The 23,419-nt window shown below is 70.3% G+C and carries 20 protein-coding genes; 5 read left to right on the top strand and 15 right to left on the bottom strand.

The genetic code is table 11. The annotated features are described in order from the left end of the window. Positions 1–13 precede the first annotated feature (13 nt). The 4 genes from infB to rimP form a co-directional block, all read right to left on the bottom strand. Positions 14–2,830 (bottom strand): translation initiation factor IF-2, encoded by a 2,817-nt coding sequence (gene infB / locus G6N61_RS08290; protein ID WP_163918091.1) that lies wholly within the window; start codon positions 2,828–2,830, stop codon positions 14–16. Positions 2,831–2,906: 76 nt separating this feature from the next. After that, complete coding sequence (locus G6N61_RS08295; RefSeq protein WP_179973589.1) at positions 2,907–3,287, bottom strand: YlxR family protein; 381 nt, start codon at positions 3,285–3,287, stop codon at positions 2,907–2,909. 47 nt (positions 3,288–3,334) lie between these two features. Then, complete coding sequence (gene nusA, locus G6N61_RS08300; RefSeq protein WP_163918092.1) at positions 3,335–4,378, bottom strand: transcription termination factor NusA; 1,044 nt, start codon at positions 4,376–4,378, stop codon at positions 3,335–3,337. Further along, complete coding sequence (rimP, locus tag G6N61_RS08305; RefSeq protein WP_163918093.1) at positions 4,375–4,947, bottom strand: ribosome maturation factor RimP; 573 nt, start codon at positions 4,945–4,947, stop codon at positions 4,375–4,377. The genes nusA and rimP overlap by 4 nt, the downstream gene beginning before the upstream one ends. 164 nt (positions 4,948–5,111) lie before the next feature. On the opposite strand from rimP, the gene G6N61_RS08310 reads away from it, so the two are divergent. Continuing rightward, on the top strand, positions 5,112–5,621 hold the full coding sequence (locus tag G6N61_RS08310; RefSeq protein ID WP_163918094.1) for a hypothetical protein: 510 nt from the start codon (positions 5,112–5,114) through the stop codon (positions 5,619–5,621). Further along, a complete protein-coding gene (locus G6N61_RS08315; RefSeq protein ID WP_179973590.1) occupies positions 5,618–6,151 on the top strand; it encodes a ferritin-like domain-containing protein in 534 nt (177 codons plus the stop codon). Before G6N61_RS08310 ends, G6N61_RS08315 begins: the two co-directional genes overlap by 4 nt. A 12-nt stretch (positions 6,152–6,163) precedes the next feature. On the opposite strand, the gene G6N61_RS08320 is transcribed toward G6N61_RS08315, so the two are convergent. From G6N61_RS08320 to G6N61_RS08335, 4 genes are all read right to left on the bottom strand, one after another. Continuing rightward, a complete protein-coding gene (locus tag G6N61_RS08320) occupies positions 6,164–7,921 on the bottom strand; it encodes a proline--tRNA ligase (protein WP_163918095.1) in 1,758 nt (585 codons plus the stop codon). A 27-nt stretch (positions 7,922–7,948) separates the two neighbouring features. Further along, positions 7,949–8,641, bottom strand: a complete 693-nt coding sequence (locus G6N61_RS08325; RefSeq protein ID WP_163918096.1) for a VOC family protein — start codon at positions 8,639–8,641, stop codon at positions 7,949–7,951. Beyond that, positions 8,638–10,119 (bottom strand): MFS transporter, encoded by a 1,482-nt coding sequence (locus tag G6N61_RS08330; protein WP_163918097.1) that lies wholly within the window; start codon positions 10,117–10,119, stop codon positions 8,638–8,640. The genes G6N61_RS08325 and G6N61_RS08330 overlap by 4 nt, the downstream gene beginning before the upstream one ends. Before the next feature lie 68 nt (positions 10,120–10,187). Next, positions 10,188–11,015, bottom strand: a complete 828-nt coding sequence (locus G6N61_RS08335; protein ID WP_163918098.1) for an SDR family oxidoreductase — start codon at positions 11,013–11,015, stop codon at positions 10,188–10,190. Between the two features lie 109 nt (positions 11,016–11,124). On the opposite strand from G6N61_RS08335, the gene G6N61_RS08340 reads away from it, so the two are divergent. After that, positions 11,125–12,072: a LysR family transcriptional regulator gene (locus G6N61_RS08340; RefSeq protein ID WP_235887459.1), complete on the top strand. Its 948-nt coding sequence runs from the start codon at positions 11,125–11,127 to the stop codon at positions 12,070–12,072. Positions 12,073–12,081: 9 nt separating this feature from the next. Here the strand turns inward: G6N61_RS08340 and G6N61_RS08345 are convergent, their stop codons facing one another. The 7 genes from G6N61_RS08345 to mqo all read right to left on the bottom strand — a co-directional run bounded on the left by G6N61_RS08345 (position 12,082) and on the right by mqo (position 20,821). Beyond that, the gene (locus tag G6N61_RS08345) at positions 12,082–13,587 is read right to left on the bottom strand and encodes an MFS transporter (protein WP_407666479.1); all 1,506 of its coding nucleotides are present in this window, start codon (positions 13,585–13,587) and stop codon (positions 12,082–12,084) included. A gap of 108 nt (positions 13,588–13,695) precedes the next feature. Further along, on the bottom strand, positions 13,696–14,904 hold the full coding sequence (cobA, locus tag G6N61_RS08350) for a uroporphyrinogen-III C-methyltransferase (RefSeq protein WP_163924684.1): 1,209 nt from the start codon (positions 14,902–14,904) through the stop codon (positions 13,696–13,698). A gap of 2 nt (positions 14,905–14,906) precedes the next feature. Then, entirely contained in the window at positions 14,907–16,307 is a 1,401-nt protein-coding gene (locus tag G6N61_RS08355) for a cobyrinic acid a,c-diamide synthase CobB (protein WP_163918100.1), read from the bottom strand. A 10-nt stretch (positions 16,308–16,317) separates the two neighbouring features. After that, positions 16,318–16,932 (bottom strand): cob(I)yrinic acid a,c-diamide adenosyltransferase, encoded by a 615-nt coding sequence (gene cobO, locus G6N61_RS08360; protein ID WP_163918101.1) that lies wholly within the window; start codon positions 16,930–16,932, stop codon positions 16,318–16,320. 16 nt (positions 16,933–16,948) lie between these two features. Continuing rightward, on the bottom strand, positions 16,949–18,835 hold the full coding sequence (locus tag G6N61_RS08365) for a magnesium chelatase subunit D family protein (protein ID WP_163924685.1): 1,887 nt from the start codon (positions 18,833–18,835) through the stop codon (positions 16,949–16,951). Between the two features lie 4 nt (positions 18,836–18,839). Continuing rightward, the gene (locus G6N61_RS08370) at positions 18,840–19,301 is read right to left on the bottom strand and encodes a GNAT family N-acetyltransferase (RefSeq protein WP_163918102.1); all 462 of its coding nucleotides are present in this window, start codon (positions 19,299–19,301) and stop codon (positions 18,840–18,842) included. Further along, positions 19,298–20,821 carry a malate dehydrogenase (quinone) gene (gene mqo / locus G6N61_RS08375; protein ID WP_163918103.1) on the bottom strand — a complete coding sequence of 508 codons (1,524 nt, stop codon included), beginning with the start codon at positions 20,819–20,821 and terminating at the stop codon, positions 19,298–19,300. The genes G6N61_RS08370 and mqo overlap by 4 nt, the downstream gene beginning before the upstream one ends. Before the next feature lie 158 nt (positions 20,822–20,979). Here mqo and G6N61_RS08380 point away from each other — a divergent pair, with 158 nt between their 5' ends. Both G6N61_RS08380 and mtr read left to right on the top strand, forming a co-directional pair. Next, positions 20,980–22,017 (top strand): alpha/beta hydrolase, encoded by a 1,038-nt coding sequence (locus tag G6N61_RS08380; RefSeq protein ID WP_163918104.1) that lies wholly within the window; start codon positions 20,980–20,982, stop codon positions 22,015–22,017. A 5-nt stretch (positions 22,018–22,022) separates the two neighbouring features. Then, positions 22,023–23,417 (top strand): mycothione reductase, encoded by a 1,395-nt coding sequence (mtr, locus tag G6N61_RS08385; RefSeq protein WP_163918105.1) that lies wholly within the window; start codon positions 22,023–22,025, stop codon positions 23,415–23,417. Positions 23,418–23,419 lie beyond the last annotated feature (2 nt).

Here is a 23,419-nt window from a genome sequence, read left to right on the forward strand (position 1 = left end):
GCCTCGGTCGTCATCACGTGCGTGCTTTTTCTACCAACTCGTAGGCCTCGATCACGTCGCCCTCCTTGATGTCGTTGAAGGTCAGCGTCAGACCACACTCGTAGCCGTCGCGCACCTCCGTGACATCGTCCTTCTCGCGCTTCAGCGACGAGATGGTGACGGTCTCGGCGATCACGATGTTGTCGCGAAGCAACCGCGCCTTGGCGTTGCGTCGCATGATGCCGGACGTGACCAGGCAGCCGGCGATGTTGCCGACCTTCGAGCTGCGGAAGATCGCCCGGATCTCGGCGCGGCCGAGTTCCTTCTCCTCGTAGATCGGCTTGAGCATGCCCTTGAGCGCACTCTGGATCTCGTCGATGGCCTGGTAGATCACCGAGTAGTACCGGATGTCGACGCCCTCGCGGTTGGCCAGCTCGGTGGCCTTGCCCTCCGCGCGCACGTTGAAGCCGATGATGATCGCATCCGAAGCCGACGCCAGGTTGACGTTGGTCTCGGTGACACCACCGACACCGCGGTCGATGACGCGCAGTTCCACCTCGTCGTCGATCTCGATGCCCAGCAGGGCCTCCTCCAGCGCCTCGACGGTGCCGGAGTTGTCGCCCTTGAGGATCAGGTTCAGCTGCGAAGTCTCCTTCAACGCTGCGTCGAGATCGTCCAGGCTGATGCGCTTGCGCGTACGTGCGGCCAGCGCGTTGCGCTTGCGTGCACTCCGGCGATCGGCGATCTGGCGAGCGGTCCGGTCTTCGTCGACCACCAGCAGGTTGTCACCGGCGCCCGGCACCGACGTGAAGCCGATGACCTGAACCGGCCGCGACGGCAGCGCCTCGTGGACGTCCTCGCCGTGCTCGTCGACCATGCGACGAACGCGACCGTAGGCATCGCCCGCCACGATCGAATCGCCGACCCGCAGGGTGCCGCGCTGGATGAGCACGGTCGCCACGGGACCACGGCCACGGTCGAGGTGAGCCTCGATCGCGACGCCCTGGGCCTCCATGTCGGGGTTGGCGCGCAGGTCGAGCGCCGCGTCCGCGGTCAACAGCACCGCTTCGAGCAGGGCGTCGATGTTCGTGCCCTGCTTGGCCGAGATGTCGACGAACATGGTGTCGCCACCGAAGTCCTCCGCCACCAGGCCGTACTCGGTGAGCTGACCACGGATCTTGGCCGGGTCGGCGCCTTCCTTGTCGATCTTGTTGACCGCCACCACGATCGGCACGTCAGCGGCCTGCGCGTGGTTGATCGCCTCGACCGTCTGCGGCATGACGCCGTCGTCGGCCGCGACCACCAGGATCGCGATGTCGGTGGCCTTCGCGCCACGGGCACGCATGGCGGTGAACGCCTCGTGACCGGGGGTGTCGATGAAGGTCACCAGTCGCTCGTTGCCGTCCAGCTCGGTCAGCACCTGGTAGGCGCCGATGTGCTGGGTGATGCCACCGGCCTCGCCCTCGCGGACGTTGGCCTGACGGATCGAGTCGAGCAGTCGGGTCTTGCCGTGGTCGACGTGACCCATGACGGTGACTACCGGCGGACGGAACTCGAGGTCGTCCTCGCCGCCCTCGTCCTCGCCGTAGGTGAGGTCGAAGGACTGCAGCAGTTCGCGGTCCTCGTCCTCGGGCGACACGACCTGGACGACGTAGTTCATCTCGCTGCCGAGCAGCTCGAGGGTCTCGTCACCTACCGACTGGGTAGCGGTGACCATCTCGCCGAGGTTGAACAGCGCCTGGACCAGCGATGCCGGGTTGGCGTTGATCTTGTCGGCGAAGTCGACCAGCGACGCGCCGCGGGCGAGCCGGATGGTCTCGCCGTTGCCGTGCGGCAACCGCACCCCACCGACGACCGGTGCCTGCATGTTCTCGTATTCGGCGCGTTTCGCCCGCTTCGACTTGCGGCCACGACGAACGGCGCCACCGGGGCGACCGAACGCACCCGCCGCACCGCCACGCTGACCGGGACGACCACCGCCGCCACCACCACCGGGCCTGCCGCGGAAACCGCCCGCGGCTGCACCGCCGGCACCGGCGCCACCGCCGGGTCCGCCACCGCGGTAGTTACCACCGCCACCTGCGCCGGGAGGGCCACCGGGACGACCGCCGCCGCCACCGGGTCCGCGGCCACCTGGGCCGGGACGGGCACCGCCGGGACGACCCATGGCGCCGGGCCGTGCGCCGGGCGGGCGCGGAGGCATGTTGCCGGGCGTCGCGCCGGGACGAGGGCCGCCACCGGGACGCGGGCCGCCGGGGCCTGCGGCGGGACGCGGGCCACCCGGGCCTGCCGCACCGGGACGCGGAGCCGGACGCTCGACCGGCTGCTGCGACGAGAAGGGGTTGTTGCCGACGCGCGGCGTGCGCGCGGCGGGCTTGGGTGCACCTGGCCGGGGACCTGGCGTCGGGCCTGCGGGGCGCGGGGCCTCACTGGCGGCAGGCGCTGCCGGAGCGGCGGGCGCGGCCGGGGGCGCAGGTGTCGCCGGCGCGGCGGGGGCGGCCGGAGCTGCGGGCGGGGCCGGCGGTGCTGCTGCGGCCGCAGGCGGGGCGGGCGGAGCAGGCCGCGGGCCGCCGGGCTTCGGCGCGGTCGAGACCGGGGCCTCGGCTGCGGGCGGCCTGGGCGCGCCCGGCTTGGGTGCCGTCGATGCGGCGGATCCGTTTCCGGAGGGTGCGGGGGCCTTGGCGGCCTTGTTCCCCCCGAACGACTCGCGCAACCGGCGCGCGACGGGGGCCTCCACGGTGGAGGACGCTGACTTCACGAATTCGCCCTGATCGCTCAGTCGGGCGAGTACTTCCTTGCTGGTGACACCGAGTTCTTTCGCCAACTCGTGCACGCGGGCCTTGCCTGCCACTACATCTCCTGTCTGGGAGACACGGCGGTGGGTGGCCGCGCCTCGGGTTTAGCTATGACGCATGGTCATCGGAACTTCACGGTGTGCTCATGTTCTTCGCTACCTGTTCTGTTGCCGGGTCGGCTCGTCCCTTGCCGTCTTCTAGCTCGACGACGAAGAACTCGACAACCGCGGATGTGTCCGGCGGACCGGTGATGCGCAACGCTCGGGTGAAGGCTCGCCGCCGGATCGCTGAGTCGAGGCACTGCTGGTCGAGATGCAACCACGCACCCCGCCCGGGCAGATTACCCGCTGAGTCAACGGTCACGACGCAGTCGCCGTTCCCGTCGCGCTCGGCGACCACTCGCAGCAATTCGGCAGCCAACTCTCGTCTCCGGCATCCCACGCACGTACGCACCGGTCCCTGGGGTTCGTCGGTGCGTCCGGGCACGGAGGCAGAAGTCTCGCGCTGGATCACGGTTCAGTCTAGCCGCACCGGACCCGCACGCGGAATCGCGTGTCGACCTAGCCGTCCCGGGCAGCTCCGCGGGCTGCGCTCGGCGCGGGCGACCCGTCGGCCTCCGATGCCGCGTCGCTGCGGATGTCGATGCGCCACCCCGTCAGGCGGGCGGCCAGCCTGGCGTTCTGCCCTTCCTTGCCGATGGCCAGCGACAGCTGGAAGTCCGGAACGATCACGCGGGCGGCGCGGGTGGCCTCGTCTATGACGGTCACCGACACCACCTTGGCCGGCGACAGCGCGTTGGCGACGAAGCGGGCCGGGTCCTCGTCGTAGTCGATGATGTCGATCTTCTCGCCGGACAACTCACTCATCACGTTGCGCACCCGCTGGCCCATGGGGCCGATGCAGGCACCCTTGGCGTTGAGGCCCGACGCCCGCGACGCCACTGCGATCTTCGACCGGTGCCCGGCCTCGCGTGCGACGGCGGCGATCTCGACCGAACCGTCGGCGATCTCCGGCACCTCGAGTGAGAACAGTTTGCGGACCAAGTTCGGGTGGGTGCGGGACAGTTCGATGCGCGGCTCGCGCGGGCCGCGGGTCACGCCGATCACGTAGCACCGCAACCGATCGCCGTGCTCGTAGCGTTCGCCGGGCACCTGCTCGGCCGGGCGGATCATCCCCTCGGAGCCCTTGGCCTCGGTACCCAGACGCACGACGACGTTGCCCCTGGCGTTCTCCCTGGCGTCGCGTTGCACGACCCCTGCCACGATGTCGCCCTCACGGGCCGAGAACTCGCCGTAGATCCGCTCGTTCTCCGCATCGCGGAACCGCTGCAGCATCACCTGGCGCGCGGTCGTCGCGGCGACGCGACCGAAGCCCTCGGGAGTGTCGTCCCATTCCTGGATCAGGTTGCCGTCGGCGTCGTTCTCCCTCGCCATCACCCGCACCGAACCCGACTTCCGGTCGATGTCGATCCTGGCGTCGGCCTGGTGGCCCTCGGTGTGCCGATAGGCGGTCAGCAGCGCCGTCTTGATCGTCTCGAGTAATTCGTCGACCGCGATTCCGCGGTCGACCTCGATGGCGTGTAGTGCGGCCATGTCGATGTTCACGAGGCCGGCTCCTCTCCGGACAGGCCTGCCAGCTCGAGTTCGCGCCGGTTCGGCGGCGAGAACTCGACCTGGACAACGGCGTTGGAAATCTCGGTCAGGGGCAGACTGCGCACGGCGTACTTGCCGCGTGCACCGTCGGCAACCACCACCGCCACGGCGTCGTTCGCCAGCGGGCCCAGCCGGCCCTCGAGGCGCGACCCGTCGGACAGCGTCAGCTCGACCTTGCGGCCCTGCGCGCGGCGGTAGTGCCGGGGCGCGGTCAGTGGCCGGTCGACCCCGCGCGACGTCACCTCGAGGACGTACGGCGGTCCGCCACCGGTGGGCTCGTCGAGCTGGTCCATGAGTTCGGACGCGATCCGGCCGAGTTCGGCGACGGAATCCAGGTCCAGGTGCCCCTCGGTGGCGTCGTCACCGTCGGCGATCACGGCGATCCGTGGGGGACGCGAGGACGCCTGGACCTCCACGTCCTCGATGACGCATCCGCGGCGCGCGAACTCCTCCGTGAGCAGCTCGGTCACCTCGGCCGGCGTGGGCAGGCGGGCGGACCGTAGCGGGGCATCCGATGCCACGGCGAGCTCCTCGTCTTGAGTTGTGCGGACATGTTCCCAGGTGGGCGGCACCCGGGATCGAGTATCAACGATACGCCAGCCAGGGCGGGCCGATTGGCAAACCGCAGGCAGGCGGGCCGGGCTGGCGCGCGGGACGCCCGGCGGCGGGATGGCAGGATGTCGGTGTGCCGAGCGCCCTCCCCCACCTCAGCAGGCGGCGTCTGCTGATCGGATCGGCGGCGCTGGCGGCGCTCGGCGCAACGTCGGTGGCCTGCGGATCCAAGACCCCGCCGCCGGACGTCTCCGCCCTGACCGCACAGCTGGAACGGGCCCGATCCGACAGCCAACTGGCGGCCGGCGCGGCCTCCTCGGCGCCGCCGCCCGTCGCGACCGCACTGAACGCCGTCGCCGCGGAGCGGTCGGCCCACGCCGAGGCGCTCGCCGAGGAGATCACCCGCATCACCGGCGCGACGCCCACCAGTTCCACGTCGTCGACCACTCCGTCGGCTTCGGCGCCGAGCCAACCCCCCGCGCCGCCCACGCCGGGCTCGGTCGTCGCCGCCCTACGGCAGTCGGCGGACGGCGCCGCGCAGGCGGCGGCCGAGGAGACCGGCTACGCCGCGGGCCTGCTGGGGTCGGTCGCCGCGTCCTGCACGGCGGCATTCAGCGTGGCGCTGGCAGGGGTCGCGCCATGACGTCACCGACCCCGCCCACCACACCAGCCACCACCACGACGACCACCACGCCGTCGCCGATCACCAGCGCCAGCCGCACACCCGATCCGGCCCGGCCCGAGGGACCGGACGGGGCGCTGTTCGACGCGATCGCGACCGAACACGGCGTGATCTACGGCTACGGCCTGGTCTCCGCGCACTCCACCCCGGACGTCAACGACCTCGTGTCGGCGGCCATGCGGACCCATCGCAAACAACGCGAGGAGGGCATCGCCCGACTCACCGGCCGCGGCGCTCCCGCGCCGCTACCTGCCGCGGGATATCAGATCCCCATCGACGTCGACGAACCCGACGACGCCGCGACGCTGGCCGTGCGAATGGAAGAGGACAGCGCCGTCGCGTGGCGCGCCGTGCTCGAGCAGGCGACGACGACCGAGGACCGCACGCTGGCCGTCACGGCCCTCACCGAGGCCGCCGTCACCGCCGCCAGGTGGCGGGCCGTGCTCGGCACGTCACCGACCACCGTCGCGTTCCCCGGCGGCAGCGAGTGACGGTGGCGCCCGTCAGCTGGTGAGCGCCGCGAAGATCTCGCTCGCCGCGGTGTCGACGGGAATCTCCGTCGTGGCGCCGGTGAACCGGTTGCGCAGCTCGACCTTGCCGTCGGCCCAGCCCCGGCCCACCACCACGATCCACGGCACGCCGAGCAGTTCGGCGTCCTTGAACTTGATGCCCGGCGAGGACTTTCGGTCGTCGAGGAGCACCTCGAGGCCCATCCGGTCGAGGTCGCCTGCGATGCCCGTCGCGCCGACGCGGGCGTCCTCGTCCTTGTTGGCGATCACGACGTGTGCGTCGAACGGTGCGACGGCGCTCGGCCAGCGCAACCCGAGTTCGTCGTGCTGCTGTTCGGCGATGACGGCGACCATGCGGGATATCCCGATGCCGTAGGAACCCATCGTCAGCCGCACCGGCTTGCCGTTCTCGCCGAGCACGTCGGCGGCGAAGGCGTCGGTGTACTTGCGGCCGAGTTGGAAGATGTGACCGATCTCGATGCCGCGCGCCGACACCAACGGGCCCATGCCGTCCGGTGAGGGATCGCCGTCGCGAACCTCGGCGGCCTCGATGGTGCCGTCGGGGACGAAGTCGCGACCCGCGACCAGGCCCACGACGTGCTTTCCCTTCTCGTCGGCACCGGTGATCCACGCCGTGCCGTCGACGATGCGCGGGTCGACGAGGTAGCGAACCCCGTTGGCCAGCAACCCCTTCGGGCCGATGTAGCCCTTCGCGAGGAACGTGTTCTTCGCGAAGTCGAGGTCGTCGAGCAGCGCGTACTCGGCAGGGTCGAGCGCCGCGCCGAGGCGCTTGTCGTCCACCTCCCGGTCACCGGGCACGCCGACGGCGAGCAACTCCCACTCGCCACCGGGCAGGCGCGTCTTCAGCAGCACGTTCTTGAGGGTGTCCGCGCCGGTCACCTCACGCCCGGCGAACTGCGGAAGGTCGGCGCCGTTGGCCCACTCGACGAGCGTCGCGATGGTCGGCGTGTCACCGGTGTCGTGCACGACCGCCTCGGGCAGGTCGTCGAACGGCTGCGGCGCCGGCGGGCGGGTCACCACGGCTTCGACGTTCGCGGCGTACCCGGATTCCAGACAGCGCACGAAGGTGTCCTCACCGACCTCGCTCTCGGCGAGGAACTCCTCGGACGCGCTGCCACCCATCGCGCCCGACACCGCCGAGACGATGACGTAGCGCACCTCGAGCCTGCTGAACATCCGTTGGTAGGCCTCGCGGTGCGCGTGATAGGCGTCCTTGAGCCCGGCGTCGTCGACGTCGAAGGAGTACGAGTCCTTCATCACGAACTCGCGGCCGCGCAGGATGCCCGCGCGGGGACGCGCTTCGTCGCGGTACTTGGTCTGGATCTGGTACAGCCGCAGCGGGAAGTCCTTGTAGGAGCTGTACTCCCCCTTCACCGTCAGCGCGAACAGTTCCTCGTGGGTCGGGCCGAGCAGGTAGTCGTTACCGCGCCGGTCCTTGAGCCGGAACAGGTTCGGGCCGTACTCGGTCCACCGGTTCGTGGTCTCGTACGGCGCGCGCGGCAGCAGCGCCGGTAGCAGGATCTCCTGGCCGCCGATCGCGGCCATCTCCTCGCGCACCACCTGCTCGACCTTGCGCAGCACCCGCAACCCCAGCGGCAACCACGAGTACAGACCCGGTCCGACGGGGCGGACGTAACCAGCGCGGATCAGTAGTTTGTGGCTGGGCACCTCGGCGTCGGCCGGGTCGTCGCGAAGGGTGCGGAGGAACAGCTCCGACATGCGGGTGATCACAGGCGACAACCTTAGCGATGCCGGCGGTCAGTCCCGTCCCTGCCACGTGCAGATGCACGCCTCGCTGCCCTCGGGGTCCGCCAGCACCCAGAACGACGGTGCCGCGCCGGCGTCGAGCAAGGTGCCGCCTGCCGCGAGTGCGGCGTCGATGCGGGCCTGGGCGTGTTCGGGCGGCACGTCGACGTCGAGGTGGATGTTGTTGCGCTGGGTCCGCGGCTCGTCCATCTGCTGGAACCAGATCGCCGGGCCACGGCCCAGCGGGTCCACCAGTGCGTCGGGCGGCAGGTCGGCCGGCTGTGGCTCGTCGACGTAGCCCGTGACGGCCTGCCAGAACGGGCGCACGCGGGCGATGTCGAGCGCGTCGATCGCGATCTCGATGGTCTGCGGCGGCACGGCGTCACCCGCGACGGTGGTGAGCGACTCGGCGGCCAGCGCCTCGGTGACCCGGCGCGCCAGCGAAAGGTCGAGCCCGGTCACGGCGCCACGGGCTGCAGTGTGCAGCCGCAGTACCGCCCGCCCGGACGTCACCTCGGCGGTGAGGTGACCGGTGCCGTCGGTGCCCGCCGCGGACACCGCGATCGTGACGGCGCGCAGGGCCTCGTCGAGTGAGGGAACCAGCACGTGCGTGATCACCACGCCGAGGATCAGTCGCCACTCGAGCGGGTCGACGGCCTCGGAGACCTGCCCGCGGGTGAGCGCCGCGTCTCCCGCGTGCGTCACAGCTCGCCCGCCTCCACTGCCTCCTTCGTGTGCTGCGCTCGCGCGATGTCCTTGGCGGAGAAGCCGATCCAGAACGCGGCGACGCCCACCAGGATCGAGACGCCTGCGACCCACAGCAGGGAGTACGTGTATCCCTCGCCGAGGGCGTCGAGCTGAGGCGGTGTCATGTTCTTCACCGGGCCCGTCGTGCCGCCGAGGTACAGCGTGCGCGACTGCTGGACCGCCATGATCGCGACCAGGACGAGCGGGCCGCCGAGGTTCTGCACCATCAGCGTGATCGCGGAGACCGGCCCGATCTCGCTGGGCCCCACCTTCGCGACCGCGCAGAGCGGCAGCACCACCGAGATGATCCCGATGCCGAACCCGCCGATCACGATCGGCAGGAAGAGGTTGGGGAAGTACGGGATGGTCCGGTCCAGCGTCGATCCGTAGAGCATCGCGGCGAGCACGAACAGGCCGCCTCCGATGATCAGCCAGCGCGGGGCGTACATGGGCGCCAGCCGGGTGGCCAGGACGTTGCCTACTCCAACCGCGACCGCGAACGGCAGGAAGCAGATGCCTGCCCGCAGGGCGGAGTAGCCGAGCACGTCCTGGGCCAGCAGACCCACCATCACCGTCACCGTCAGCAGCACGCCGCCGCCGAGGAACCACGCGGTGAACGTCGCCACCCGGTTGCGATCACTGAACACCGAGAACGGCACCAGCGGGTTGTCCGCGGTGCGCTCGACGAAGAAGAACGAGAGGAAGAAGACCACCGCGGCGACGGCTGCACCGATGACCCAGGGGTCGACCCAGCCGCGTGGCGGGCCCTGCGTGAAGACCAGGACCGCCGAGGCGCAGCCTAGCGTCGCCAGCAGTGCGCCCGTGACGTCGAGCTTGAGCCGTTCGTGGTTCGTCTCGGCGATCTTGTAGACCGCCACGACGATGATCACGATGCCGATCGGCACGTTGATGAGGAATGCCAGACGCCACGAGATGACGGTCAGCAGGCCGCCGAGCACCAGGCCCATCACGGACCCGATCGCCTGCATGCCCGCCGACACGGCCATCGCCTGGTTCCTGGCCTGCCCGACGGCATACGTCGTCGCGATCAGCGCCAGCCCGGTCGGCGCGGCCACTGCCGCCCCGACCCCCTGCAGCGCGCGGGCCACAATCAGCGTGTACTCGTCGGTCGCGAGCCCGCAGACCAGCGAGGCGATGGTGAAGACCCCGACGCCGGAGAGAAATGCCCGTTTGTGGCCGATGGCATCGCCGACCCGGCCGCCGAGCAGCAGCAGACCACCGAACGCCAGCACGTAGGCGGTGATGACCCAACTCTTGCCCGCGTCCGACATGTCGAGGTCGGCCTGCATGCGCGGTAGCGCGACGATCACGATGGTGCCGTCGAGCGTCGACATCAGTTGCATGCCGGTGATCGCGACGATGGCGGCGCCGAGGACCGATGAGGACAGCGGTGCGGTACCGCGCTCGGCAGACATGTCTCGCCACCCTACCGATTAGTAGGGACCGCCGGTAACGGCAACCGTCGACCGGGGCTTACGAGTCGCTAACCAATGTCGGCGGTCGCTGCCTCGTCGCGCTGCGGCAGCAGGTCGTCGAGACGTTCCCGCAGCGCCGTGGTGACCAGCTGCCACGCGTCGGACCCGAGGACGAGCCGCCGCGGCGGATTGGCCGAGTCGCCCGCCCGGACGATGGCGGCGACGGTCTTCTCCTGGCTGTCGACCATCTCCTCGACCGACATCGGTGGCTGGTCCGCCGGGCCGCCGCGGTAGGGCTCGCTGAGCGGCACCCGGGTGGCGGCGTCGAAGAAGCCCGTCCGGACGACGCCCGGTTCGACGAGCGTCGTGCGGATGCCGAACGGTTCGACCTCCTGGGCCAGGGCCTCGTAGAAACCCTCGATCCCCCACTTGGTCACGTGGTACATCGAGAACCCGGGGAAGGCGATGTGGGCGCCCATGCTCGACATCTGCATCAAGAGGCCGCCGCCCTGGGCGCGCAGATGCGGCACCACGGCACGTGCCAGCTGCACCGAGCCCGTCAGGTTCGTGTCGATCATGCGGTGCACGTCGTCGTCGGAGAGGTCCTCGGCGGCGCCGAAGACCCCGTACCCGGCGTTGGCCACGACGACGTCGATGCGGGTGTGAGCGTCGAAGGCCTCGTCGACGACGGCACGCAGCCGCGCGGTGTCGGTGACGTCGAGCGGTCGCAGCCAGAGCCGGTCGCCGTAGCGATCGAGGAGGTCGGCGAGTGCTGCGGTGTCGCGGGCGGTTGCCGCCACGCGGTCTCCGCGGGCGAGCAGTTGCTCGGCGAGTTCGCGCCCCATTCCGCGGGATGCGCCTGCGATGAACCAGGTCTTGGGTGTCTCGGATGCCATGTCGGCCTCTTCCTCAGCTCGGTGTCGGTCGACAGGTGCAACGGACACCGAGCCGGAGTTGATCCATGCGCGCGATGAGCATCCCGCATCTCGGACATACGCTTGGCGCATGGCTACGCGAACCCGGGTGGACGAGATGACGCTGGCCGGTCTGCGCGTCTGCCGTGAGATCGCGCTGCTCGGGTCGTTCAGCGCCGCGGCCCGATCGCTGGGCTACTCGCAACCGGCGATCTCCCGTCAGGTGGCCGCGATGGAGGCGGCGGCGGGGATGCCGCTGTTCGTGCGCGAGACCCGCGGGGTCCGCCTCACTGCGGCGGGGACTGCCGTGGTGAACCACGCCGGTCGCATCCTCGGCGACGTGGACTCGCTCGGCCAAGATCTCGAGGGTCTCGGCGACAGACTGGTCGGCCGGCTGCGCGTGGGCGTGTTCCCCACCGCGGCTGCCGTGCTCGCGCCGAGGGCCATCGCGCACCTGACGTCGGAGCACCCGGCGCTCTCGGTTCGACTCAGCGAGGCGTCGACGCCCGCGCTGCTCGGCGAGCTGCGCAACGGGCGTCTCGCCGTCGCCGTCATCGCGGCGGGCACCGGTCTACCGTCCTACGACCTGGAAGGTCTCGTGGTGCGCAGGATCCCGGCGGGCGACTTGTGCGTCGCGGTATGGGAGGGCCACCGGTTGGCCACCCGTGCGGGCAGCGCGCCTGCGCCGGTGGACGAACTGGCAGGCGAGCGCTGGGTGGTGGGTGTGGGCGACAGGGGCGACCCGCAGTTCGCGGCGTGGCCGACGCTGCGCGAGCCGGTGATCGCCCATCGCGCACGGAGTTGGCCGTCGCGGCTGGGTCTCGTCGCGGCCGGGCTCGGTATCTGCGTCATGCCCGAACTCGCCGCGGCGTCGACGCCCGAGGGAGTGACGACGGTCCGCGTGGACGATCCGGGCTGGCCCGGTCGCGTCACGCTGGCGGTCGCGATGGCGAACCCGACTGCCGAGGTACGCGCCGCGCTCGACGCACTGGAGTCGGCCGGCCTCGGCATCCGCGCCTATCTGCGGGGACCCGACTAGCGCGACGAGCTACAGCTCTCCGGCGTCGATCGCGTCCTTGACTTCCTGGGCGTGGGCGACCTGCTCGGCGGTGTAGCCGATGAACAACGCGACGGCACCCACGACGACGGCGACGGCGGCGACCCAGAGCAGCCCGTAGGTGTAGCCCTGGTCGAGGGCGTGCAACTGCGCGGCGTCCATGTTCTTCACCGGCCCGGTCGTGCCGCCGAGGTACAGCGTGCGCGACGTGATGACGGCCTGGATGATGGCGAGCACCACGGGGCCACCGAGGTTCTGCAGCATCAGCGCGATCGCCGACACCGGCCCGATGTCGTCGAATCCGACGCCCGCGATGGCCGAGATCATCAGCGGCACCACGATCATGCCGATGCCGAGGCCACCGACGGTGATGGGCAGTACCAGGTTCGGGAAGTACGGGATGTCGCCGTGCAGCGTCGAGCCGTAGAGCATCGCGGCCAGGACCAGCACGCCACCGCCGATCACCAGCAGCCGCGGCGGGAACCGCGACGCCAGGAACGACGACAGCCCGAGGCCGATGCCGAGTGCGATGACGAACGGGATGAATCCGATGCCGGCACGCAGGGCGCTGTAACCCATGACGTCCTGGACGTACAGGCCGATGAGCACGGTCAGCGTGAACATCACCCCGCCTGCGAGGAAGACCGCGGCGAACGTCGCGACCCGGTTGCGATCGCGGAAGAGGCTGAACGGCACCACCGGGTTGACCGCGTTGCGCTCGACGTAGACGAAGGCGGCGAAGAACACGAACGCTCCGAGGCAGGAGCCCAGGGTCAGAGCCGACGTCCAGCCCTTCTCCGGCCCCATCGAGAAGCCGAACACCGCAGCCGTGCACGCCAGCGTCGCCAGGATGGCTCCCGCGGCGTCGAGCTTCATCCGCTCGCGGTTGGTCTCGCGCAGCGTCTTGCGCGCCAGGTAGATCATGATCAGGCCGATCGGGACGTTCACCAGGAACGCCCAGCGCCACGACACCTCGGTCAACGCGCCACCGACGACCAGACCCATCACGGATCCGACGCCGGTCATCGCGGCGAACACCGCGGTGGCGGCGTTGCGGGCCGGGCCCTTCGGAAACGTCGTCGCGATCAGCGCGAGGCCGGTCGGCGAGGCGATCGCTGCACCGACACCCTGCAGCAGGCGGGCCACGACGAGCGTCGACTCGTCCCACGCGACACCGCAGAGGATGGAGGCGATCGTGAACAGCGAGACGCCGACGATGAAGGTCTTCTTGCGGCCGATCGTGTCGCCGAGCCGGCCACCGAGCAGCATGAGCCCGCCGAACGTCAGCACGTAGGCCGTGATGACCCAGCTGCGCCCGGCGTCGGACAGGTTGAGTTCGTCCTGGATCTTAGGAAGTGCGACGATCGCGACGGTGCTGTCCATCGTCGCCAGCAGCTGCATGCCGCCGATCGCGATGACCGCGGCGAGGAAGCGACGTGACGGCAACCACGTTGGGTACCAACTGCTTCGCGTGATCTGCGTTGGCGTGATCGGCATGGGAAGCGCCCCTTCGCCGGAGTCCTCGGACTTACGGCCGGCAACGGCGCGCTCCGCGTCATTGAGAGCGGGCATGCTCGATTACCTTACAGTAATCTTAGGAATCCTTTAAGCCGCGAAGGCTGCCACGGCCCCGATCACGATGATCGCGGGGGGCCTTATGCCCTCCGAACGGATCTGTTCGGCCGCGCCGGCCAGGGTCGTCCGCAGGGTCCGCTGCGCGGCGGTCGTGCCGTGCTGGACGACGACCACCGGCGTTTCCGCAGGTCGACCGCCCTCCAACAGGACCTTCGAGAACAGCTCGATGCGCTCGACGGCCATCAGCAGGACGATCGTTCCGGACAGCGCCGCCAACGCATTCCAATTCACTAACGATTCGGGATGGTCGGGTGCGAGATGCCCGCTGACCACCACGAACTCGTGGTTCACGGCCCGGTGCGTCACGGGTACGCCTGCCATCGCGGGAACCGATATGGCGCTGGTCACACCGGGTACGACGGTCACCGGGATCCCGGCCTCGGCGCACGCGATCACCTCTTCGTAGCCGCGCGCGAACACGAACGGGTCACCGCCCTTGAGGCGGACGACGAACTTGCCCTCCCTGGCCCGTTCCACCAGCACGGCGTTGATCGCGTCCTGGGCCATCGCCCGCCCGTACGGGATCTTCGCGGCGTCGATCACCTCGACGTGCGGAGCCAGCTCGGCGAGCAGTTCGGGCGGTGCCAGCCGGTCGGCGACGACGACGTCGGCCTGAGCCAGCAACCTGCGGCCGCGCACCGTGATCAGCTCGGGGTCTCCCGGTCCGCCGCCGACCAGCGCGACGCCGCCGCGCAGCGATTCGGACCCCGTGTCGGCGATGACGCCGCTCTGCAGTGCCTCGTTGATCGCGGTGCGGATCGCGGCGGAGCGCCGATGCTCCCCGCCCGCCAGCACGCCGACCGACAGCCCGTCGTACTCGAAGGACGCGGGGGTCACCGCCGTGCCGTCCTGTGCCGCGTCGGCGCGCACGCAGAACACGTGTCTGCTCTCGGCCTCCGCGACGATCGCGGCGTTGACGTCCGGATCGTCGGTGGCGGCCATGGCGTACCAGGCGCCGTCGAGGTCACCGTCGCGGTAGTCGCGCAGCTCCAAGTGGATGCCCGGCCGCTGATCCTTGAGTGCTTCGACTGCGGGCGTGGCGGCTCTGGCGATCACGTGCACGTCGGCGCCGTTGGCCAGCAGCAGGGGCAACCGCCGCTGGGCCACGGTGCCGCCGCCGATCACGACGACCTTGCGGCCGGACAGCCGAAGCCCGACGAGGTAGGCGTTCTCGGTCACGATCACCCGCCGAGCTTAGAGGCTGCACGAGTGGCGCTCGACTCGACCGCCGCCGCCGCGAACCGGGTGGCAGCGGCCGGGTGGGCCGCTGCGTGGGTGTGCAGGTACGCCGCATGCACGCCGTCGAGCACGGCGCCGTCGGACACGTTGCGCATCGCGCTGCTCGTCGACCCCGCGCGAAACACCCACGCCGGTGCGTAGTCTCGCGCGAACTCGACCGCGGTGCGGTGGAACTCGTGGCCTACCGCACGCGAGCCGGCGGCGTGCAGCGCCGAGTCCGACGTCGCCACGGCGTCGCGGTAGCCGAGGGTGAGCCGCGGCGTGAAGGTGGCAGACCCCGCGAGGACGCCGCACATCGGTGCCCCGTCGAGGTCGTCGACGAGGTAGGTCAGCCCCGCGCATTCGGCATGAATGGGCCCGCCGGTGCGGGCGAGGTCCCGGATCTGTTGCCGCACGGTCGCATTGGCCGACAGCTCACCGGTGAACTGTTCCGGGAACCCACCGGGCAGCACGACCGCCCCGGTGCCGTCGGGCAGCGGATCGATCAGCGGGTCGAAGTCGACGACCTCGGCGCCGGTGGCGCACAGCAGTTCGCGGTGCTCGGGGTAGCCGAAGCTGAACGCCCGCCCGGCCGCCATCGCGATCACCGCGCCGCGGCCCGCGGGTTCCGCGACGACCGGGTCCCATGCCGCGCCGCCGACATGTCCTGCGGCGGCGGCGATCACTGCAGCCAGGTCGACGTGGCGGGTCACCAGATCGGTCATCGCCGCCACTGCCCGGTCGGCCATCGCGCCGTATTCGACGGCGGTCACCAGGCCGAGATGCCGTGAGGGAATCGACAATTCGTCGGCGCGGGGAATGGCGCCGAGCACCTGCACGCCCGCGTGTTCGCAGGCCTGCCGCAGCACCTCCTCGTGCCGCGGCGATCCGACGCGGTTGAGGATCACCCCGGCGATCCGCAACGAGTCGTCGAACGTCGAGAAGCCGTGCAGCAGCGCGCCGACGCTCTGGCTCTGGCCGCGAGCGTCGACCACCAGCACCACCGGAGCGCCCAGCAGACCGGCGACCTGCGCGGTGGACCCGCGGGCGACGCCGACGGCGTGCGGATCGATGCGGCCGTCGAACAGGCCCATCACGCCTTCGATCACGGCGACGTCGCAACCGTGGCTGCCGTGCAGGAAGAGCGGGCCGATGAGGTGCTCCCCCACCAGCACGGGGTCCAGATTGCGGCCCGGCCGCCCGGTGGCCAGCGCGTGATAGCCGGGATCGATGAAGTCGGGGCCCACCTTGAACGGCGCGACGCGGTGCCCGGCCCGCCGCAACGCCCCCATGAGGCCGGTGGCGACGGTGGTCTTGCCGCTACCCGACGAGGGCGCGGCGACGACGACGGCGGGCACGCTCACGCCGACCCACTCACCATTCGATGCCGCGCTGACCCTTGCGGCCGGCGTCCATCGGGTGCTTGACCTTGGTCATCTCGGTGACGAGGTCCGCAGCGTCGATCAGGGCGGCGGGAGCGTCGCGGCCGGTGACCACGACGTGCTGCTGCCCGGGTCGCGACGCCAGCACGTCGACGACCTCACCGACGTCGACCCAGCCCCACTTGAGCGGGTAGGTGAACTCGTCGAGCACGTAGAAGTCGTGGCGCTGCTCGGCGATGCGCCGGGCGATCTCGGTCCATCCGTCGGCGGCCGCTGCCGCATGATCGACGTCGTCACCCTGCTTGCGGGTCCACGACCAGCCCGAGCCCATCTTGTGCCACTCGACCGCCCCGCCGACACCGTGCTCGTCGTGCAGCTCGCCGAGTCGGCGGAAGGCGGCCTCCTCGCCCACCTTCCACTTCGCACTCTTGACGAACTGGAAGACCCCGATGTCAAAACCCTGGTTCCAGGCGCGCAGGGCCATGCCGAACGCCGCGGTCGACTTGCCCTTGCCCGGACCGGTGTGCACGGCGAGCAACGGCGCATTGCGGCGCGCTCTGGTCGTCAGTCCGTCCGCGGGGACGACGAGCGGTTGACCCTGTGGCATCCGACTCCTCTGCTGGCTAGGCGGCTTGGCGTTGGTCGGCACGCTGCCGGACCAGCTGGGCCAGGCCGTCGGCGCGCAGGTCGGCCAGCCGTACGGCGGGCGCTCCCAGCCGGCGGGCCAGGTCCTCGGCCAACCCCAGTCTGACGTACGACGTCTCGCAGTCCACGACCACGGCGGCGACCCCCTCGGCGGCCAGCATGGCGGCCGCGGTCCTGGTGCGTCCCAGCGGATCCGGACCGCCCGTAGCCCTGCCGTCGGTCACGACCACGACCAGGCTGCGACGGGCGCGGTCGCGGGCCTTCTCGCGCAGTACGACGTCGCGCGCCTTGAGCAGGCCGAGCGCCAGCGGCGTCTTGCCGCCGGTGTCGAACCGCGCGAGCCGACGGCTGGCGATGTGCACCGAGGAGGTCGGCGGCAACGCGACGTCTGCGCGCTGGCCGCGGAACGTGATGACGGCGACCTTGTCGCGACGCTCGTAGGCGTCGCGCAGCAGCGACAGCGTGGCTCCGCCGACCGCGGCCATCCGGTCGCGGGCTGCCATCGATCCCGAGGCGTCGACGACGAAGACCACCAGGTTGCCCTCGCGGCCCTCCCGTACCGAGCGCCGGACGTCGTCGGCCGCGACGGTTACGCGGCCACCGCGTCGCTGGCGCCCCGCCGCGGTCAGCAGCGTGCCGAACAGGTGCACGCCGTGCCCTGCCACCAGGTCGTCGGTCGCCGCGATCGACTTGCCGGTCGCGTTGCGGGCACGCGACCGCCTGCCGGGCGCACCCTCGCCCACGCCGGGCACGACCAGGGCCTTGGTCCGGAACGTCGCCGACGGTGCGGCGTTGGGCTTCGACGCGGGTGGTTTCGACTTCTGCTGCGACGCATCGCCGTTCGGGGTGTCCCCGGTCTGACCACCGCCGCCACCGGGCGGTTCGGGTTCGGGGCCGTCGGGCTCGGCCCCATCTGACGGGGTTCCGTCGGGCTCGTCGGCGGACTCGCCCGCCTCGGCCAGCGCCTCGTCGAGCCGATCCTGATCCAGCCCCGGATCGTCGAACGGGTCACGCCTACGGCGGTGCGGCAGCGCGAGTTCCGCGGCGACTCGGATGTCCTCTTCCTCCACGGTTCCAACTCCACGCCACGCCGCGTGCGCCACCGCGGTGCGGGCCACCACCAGATCGGCCCGCATGCCGTCGACGTCGAAGGCAGCGCACAGCGCAGCGATCCGTCGCAGCTCCGAGTCGGGCAGCACCACACTGGGCACTGCGGCGCGAGCGGCGGCGATGCGAGCGGACAGCTCGGCGTCGGCGCCGGCGTAGCTGTCGGCGAAGCCGTGCGGATCGGCCTCGAAGTCCATCCGGCGCCGGATCACCTCGACGCGCACGTCGACCTCGCGGGAGGCACGCACGTCGACGGTCAGGCCGAACCGGTCGAGCAGCTGCGGGCGCAGCTCGCCCTCCTCGGGGTTCATCGTCCCGATCAGGATGAACCGCGCCTCGTGGCTGTGCGATACGCCGTCGCGCTCGACGTGCACGCGCCCCATCGCTGCGGCGTCGAGCAGCACGTCGACCAGATGGTCGTGCAGCAGGTTGACCTCGTCGACGTACAGCACGCCGCCGTGCGCCCTGGCCAACAGCCCCGGGGAGAACGCGTGTTCGCCGTCGCGCAGCACCCGTTGCAGGTCGAGCGAGCCGACGACGCGGTCCTCGGTGGCGCCGATCGGCAGCTCGACCAGTCGCGCCTCGGCGTCGATGGCGGTCAGGACGTTCGTCAGCGCGCGGACCGCAGTTGATTTCGCAGTGCCCTTCTCGCCGCGGATCAGCACGCCGCCGATCTCGGGCCGCACGGCGCACAGCACCAGCGCCAGCTTCAGCCGGTCCTGCCCGACCAGCGCGCTGAACGGATAACCCGGGCCCATCGCGTCAGCCACCGTGAAAGCCGCTGCGCAACATGGGCACGTGAGGTATGCCGTCGTCGAGGAACTCGGCGCCGTCGCGCACGAAGCCGTGCTTGGCGTACATGTCCTCCAGGTAGGTCTGGGCGTTGATGTGGCAGGGGTAGTCACCCACCTCGGCCAACGCCGCCTGCATGAGCCTGCTGGTGTGGCCGTGACCGCGTTCGGACCGCTTGGTGCACACCCGGCCGATGCGGAACACCTTCTCGCCGCCGGGATACTCCTCCATCAGCCGCAGCGTGGAGATGACGACGCCGTCGCCGTCCTCGAGCCAGAAGTGCCGGGTCTCGGCGAGCAGATCACGCCCGTCGAGTTCCGGGTACGGCGTGGCCTGCTCGACGACGAACACCTCGACGCGCAGCTTGAGCAGTTCGTAGAGCGTCGCGGCGTCGAGGTCCTTGGCCCAGCTGCGTTTCGAAGCGACCGTCACGCTGACGCGACGGCCTGCGCGGCAGCGACTTGCGCCTTCGGCTCGTTCAGTTTGAGGATCTCGGTGCCCCTGGCCCACACTTCCTCGAACAGCTTGGGCTCGGTCGACAGCTGCACGCCGAGCGACGGCACCATCTCCTTGAGCTTGGGCTGCCATGCGGTGAACCGCTCCGGGAAGCAGCGCTCCATCACGTCGAGCATGGCGGGTACCGCGGTGGAGGCACCGGGCGAGGCGCCGAGCAGTCCGGCGATCGAACCGTCGTCCGCCGTCAGCACCGTGGTGCCGAACTCGAGCACGCCGCCGGCGCCCTTGCGACGGATGACCTGGACGCGCTGGCCGGCGATGTCGAGTTCCCAATCGGAATCCACTGCGCTGGGTGCGAATTCGCGCAGCGCGTCGACGCGGTCGGCTTCGCTGAGCGCCAATTGTCCGATGAGGTACTTCAGCAGGCTCACCTCGGTCAGGCCGACGCCGAGCATGGAGACCAGGTTGTTCGGCTTGACCGACAGCGGCAGGTCGGTGACCTTGCCCTGCTTCAGGAACTTCGGCGACCACCCGGCGAACGGCCCGAAGAGCAGGTAGGAACGCCCGTTGATCACGCGGGTGTCGAGGTGGGGCACCGACATCGGCGGGGCGCCGAGTGGCGGGGCGCCGTACACCTTGGCCTGGTGCATCGCGGCGAGTTCGGGGTTGCCCGAGCGCAGCCACTGGCCGCCGACGGGGAAGCCGCCGAATCCCTTGGCCTCCTTGATGCCCGACTTCTGCAGCAGCGGCAACGCGCCACCGCCTGCGCCGACGAACACGAACTTCGCGTTGATCTTGCGCTTGTTGCCGTTGCGGCGATTGACCACCTTCACGGTCCAGGAGCCGTCGGACTCCTTGTGCAGGTCGCGCACGTCGTGCCCGAACAGCGTCGTCATCCCGCGTTGGGCGGTGTAGCCGATCAATTGCCGTGACAGCGAACCGAAGTCGACGTCGGTGCCGTCCTGGGTCCAGTTCAGCGCGACGGGCTCGGAGAAGTTCCGCTTGGCGGCCATGAACGGCAGCCTGCGGGCGAACTCGGCCTCGTCGTCGATGTACTCCATCGTCGCGAACAGCGGGTTGGTGACCAGCGCGTCGTACCGGGCGCGCAAGTACTTCGCATTCTCGGCGCCGTGCACGAAGCTCACGTGCGGGATCGGGTTGAGGAAGCTGCGCACGTCCGGCAGCACCCCGTTGTCCACGGCGTACGACCAGAACTGACGCGACACCTGGAACTGCTCGTTGACGTGCACGGCCTTGGTGATGTCGACGGTTCCGTCGGAGCGCTGCGGGGTGTAGTTCAGCTCGCACAGCGCCGAGTGACCGGTGCCCGCGTTGTTCCACGGGTCGCTGCTCTCGGCGGCGGCGCCGTCGAGTCGCTCGACGAGCGTGATCGACCAGTTGGGCTCCAGCAGGCGCAGCAGCGCTCCGAGGGTCGCACTCATGATGCCGGCGCCCACCAGGACGACATCGGTCTTCACTGTCTTGAGCTCAGTCACCTGTCAGGTCCTTCGTGGTCGCGCATCGTTTACGGCTTACCGTCCATCAGGTTATCGGGTGGTGGGTACCCGTTCGTCGCCGCAGGTACCGTTCGCCGACAACGTCACGGGGCGATCCTCACCACACCCTCGCCGCGGGCGGCCCTAGAGTTGAGGTCGTGACTCGGTCCGCGGCTGCGTGGGAACCCGACGTGCTTCCCGGCTACTGGCAGCAGACCATCCCACTCGGTCCCGACCCGGACCGTGAGGGCGATCTGGTGGCCACCCTGGTCCGCCGCGGCGACGGCGGCGGCTCGACCCGTGCGGTACTCGCACTGCACGGCTACACCGACTACTTCTTCCACACCGAGCTGGCCGACCGCTTCGCCGCGCGCGGGTTCGCCTTCTATGCGCTCGACCTGCACAAATGCGGGCGATCGCGACGTTCGGGGCAGACACCGCACTTCACGACCGATCTCGGCGGGTACGACGAGGAGCTGGTTCGTGCGCTCGACCTCGTCGAGTCGGACACCGGTGGGGCGCAGGTGTGCGTCTACGGCCACTCGGCCGGTGGCCTGATCGCGACGCTGTGGCTCGACCGGATGCGGCGGCGCAGTGCGGCGCCCGGCGTCGTGGGCCTGATCCTCAACAGCCCGTTCTTCGACCTGCACGGGCCGCCCGTGCTGCGGGCCGCACCCACGTCGGCGGCACTGCTCGCGCTGGCCCGGGTACGCAAGCGTCAGGTCGTCCGCAAGCCAACGCCCGGCGGGTACGGCACGTCCCTGCACCGCGACTACGGCGGCGAGTTCGACTACGACCTGGAGTGGAAGCCGGTGGGCGGATTCCCCGTCACGTTCGGCTGGCTGAACGCGGTGCGCCGCGGGCACGCACGGTTGCACCGCGGACTCGACGTCGGCGTGCCAAACCTGATCCTGCGGTCCGACCGCAGCGTGCCCGAGGCGCCGGACCCGGAGAGCATCCAGCGCGGCGACGCGGTGCTCGACGTCGCCCAGATCGCCCGGTGGGCGGGGTGCGTCGGCAACCACACGACCGTGGCACCGATCGTCGACGCCAAGCACGACGTGTTCCTCTCGCTGCCCGAGCCGCGCGCTGCGGCCTACCGGGAACTCGACCTGTGGCTGGACCGTTTCCTACCGGTGCCCGAAACGGGATCCGGGCACGACTCCCCCACCAACACCCGAACCGAACGAGGCTGACGCACGTGGAGCATTACGACCTGACCATCATCGGATCCGGTTCTGGCAACAGCATTCCCGACGCCGGCTTCGATCCCCGCTACGGGTCGATGCGCGTCGCGCTGTGCGAGGAGGGCGTCTTCGGCGGCACGTGCCTCAACGTCGGCTGCATCCCGACCAAGATGTTCGTCTACGCCGCCGAGGTGGCCCAGATCGTCGAGCGGAGTTCGCGCTACGGCATCGACGCGCACACCGACCGTGTCCGCTGGCGCGACATCGTCGACCGGGTCTTCGGCCGCATCGACCCGATCGCCGCGGGCGGCGAACAGTACAAGCGCACGCTGCCCAACATCGACGTCTACGGCAGCCACACCCGGTTCGGGCCGACGCAGCCGGACGGCCGCTACACGCTGCGCACCGATGCGGGCGAGGAGTTCACCTCCGATCAGGTGGTGCTCGCCGCGGGTTCCCGGATCAACGTTCCCCAGGCGATCATCGACTGCGGCGTGCACTACGAGACCAGCGACACCATCATGCGGATCCCAGAACTGCCGGAGCACATGGTGATCGTCGGCGGTGGCTTCGTCGCCGCCGAGTTCGCGCACGTCTTTTCGGCTTTGGGCGTGCGGGTGACGATCGTCGTGCGCGGTGACGGCATGCTCACCCACTGCGATCCGACGATCTGCCACGGTTTCACCGACATCGCCATGCGCAAGTGGGACGTGCGCACCCACGAGAACGTGATCGGCTCGCACCAGAACGGCGACCGCGTCGTGCTCCACCTCGACGACGATCAGGAACTCGAGGCCGACCTGCTGCTCGTCGCGACCGGACGCATCCCCAACGGCGACCTGCTCGACGCCCACCTGGCCGGCGTGAAGGTCACCGAGGGCGGCATGGTGGTCGTCGACGAGTACCAGCGCACCACCGCACGCGGGATCTACGCCCTCGGCGACGTGTCGTCGGCCTGGCAGCTCAAGCACGTGGCCAACCACGAGATGCGGGTGGTACGACAGAACCTGCTGCAGGACTGGGACGACACCACCGCGATGGCGCAGAGCGACCACCGGTTCGTCCCGTCGGCGGTCTTCACCGACCCGCAGATCGCCATGGTCGGCCTCACCGAGATCGAGGCACGCGAGCAGGGCTTCGACGTCGTGGTGAAGACGCAGAAGTACGGCGACACCGCCTACGGCTGGGCGATGGAGGACACCGTCGGCATGGCGAAGGTGATCGGCGACCGGGCGACCGGCACCATCCTCGGCGCCCACCTGATGGGCTACCAGGCCTCGACGCTGATCCAGCCGCTGATCCAGGGCATGAGCCTCGGGCAGACCGCGGCCGAAGTGGCCAAGGGGCAGTACTGGATTCACCCCGCGCTCTCGGAGGTCGTCGAGAACGCGCTGCTGGGGATCGTCTAGGC

The sequence above is a fragment of the Mycolicibacterium arabiense genome (assembly GCF_010731815.2).
In the GTDB taxonomy this organism is placed as follows: domain Bacteria; phylum Actinomycetota; class Actinomycetes; order Mycobacteriales; family Mycobacteriaceae; genus Mycobacterium; species Mycobacterium arabiense.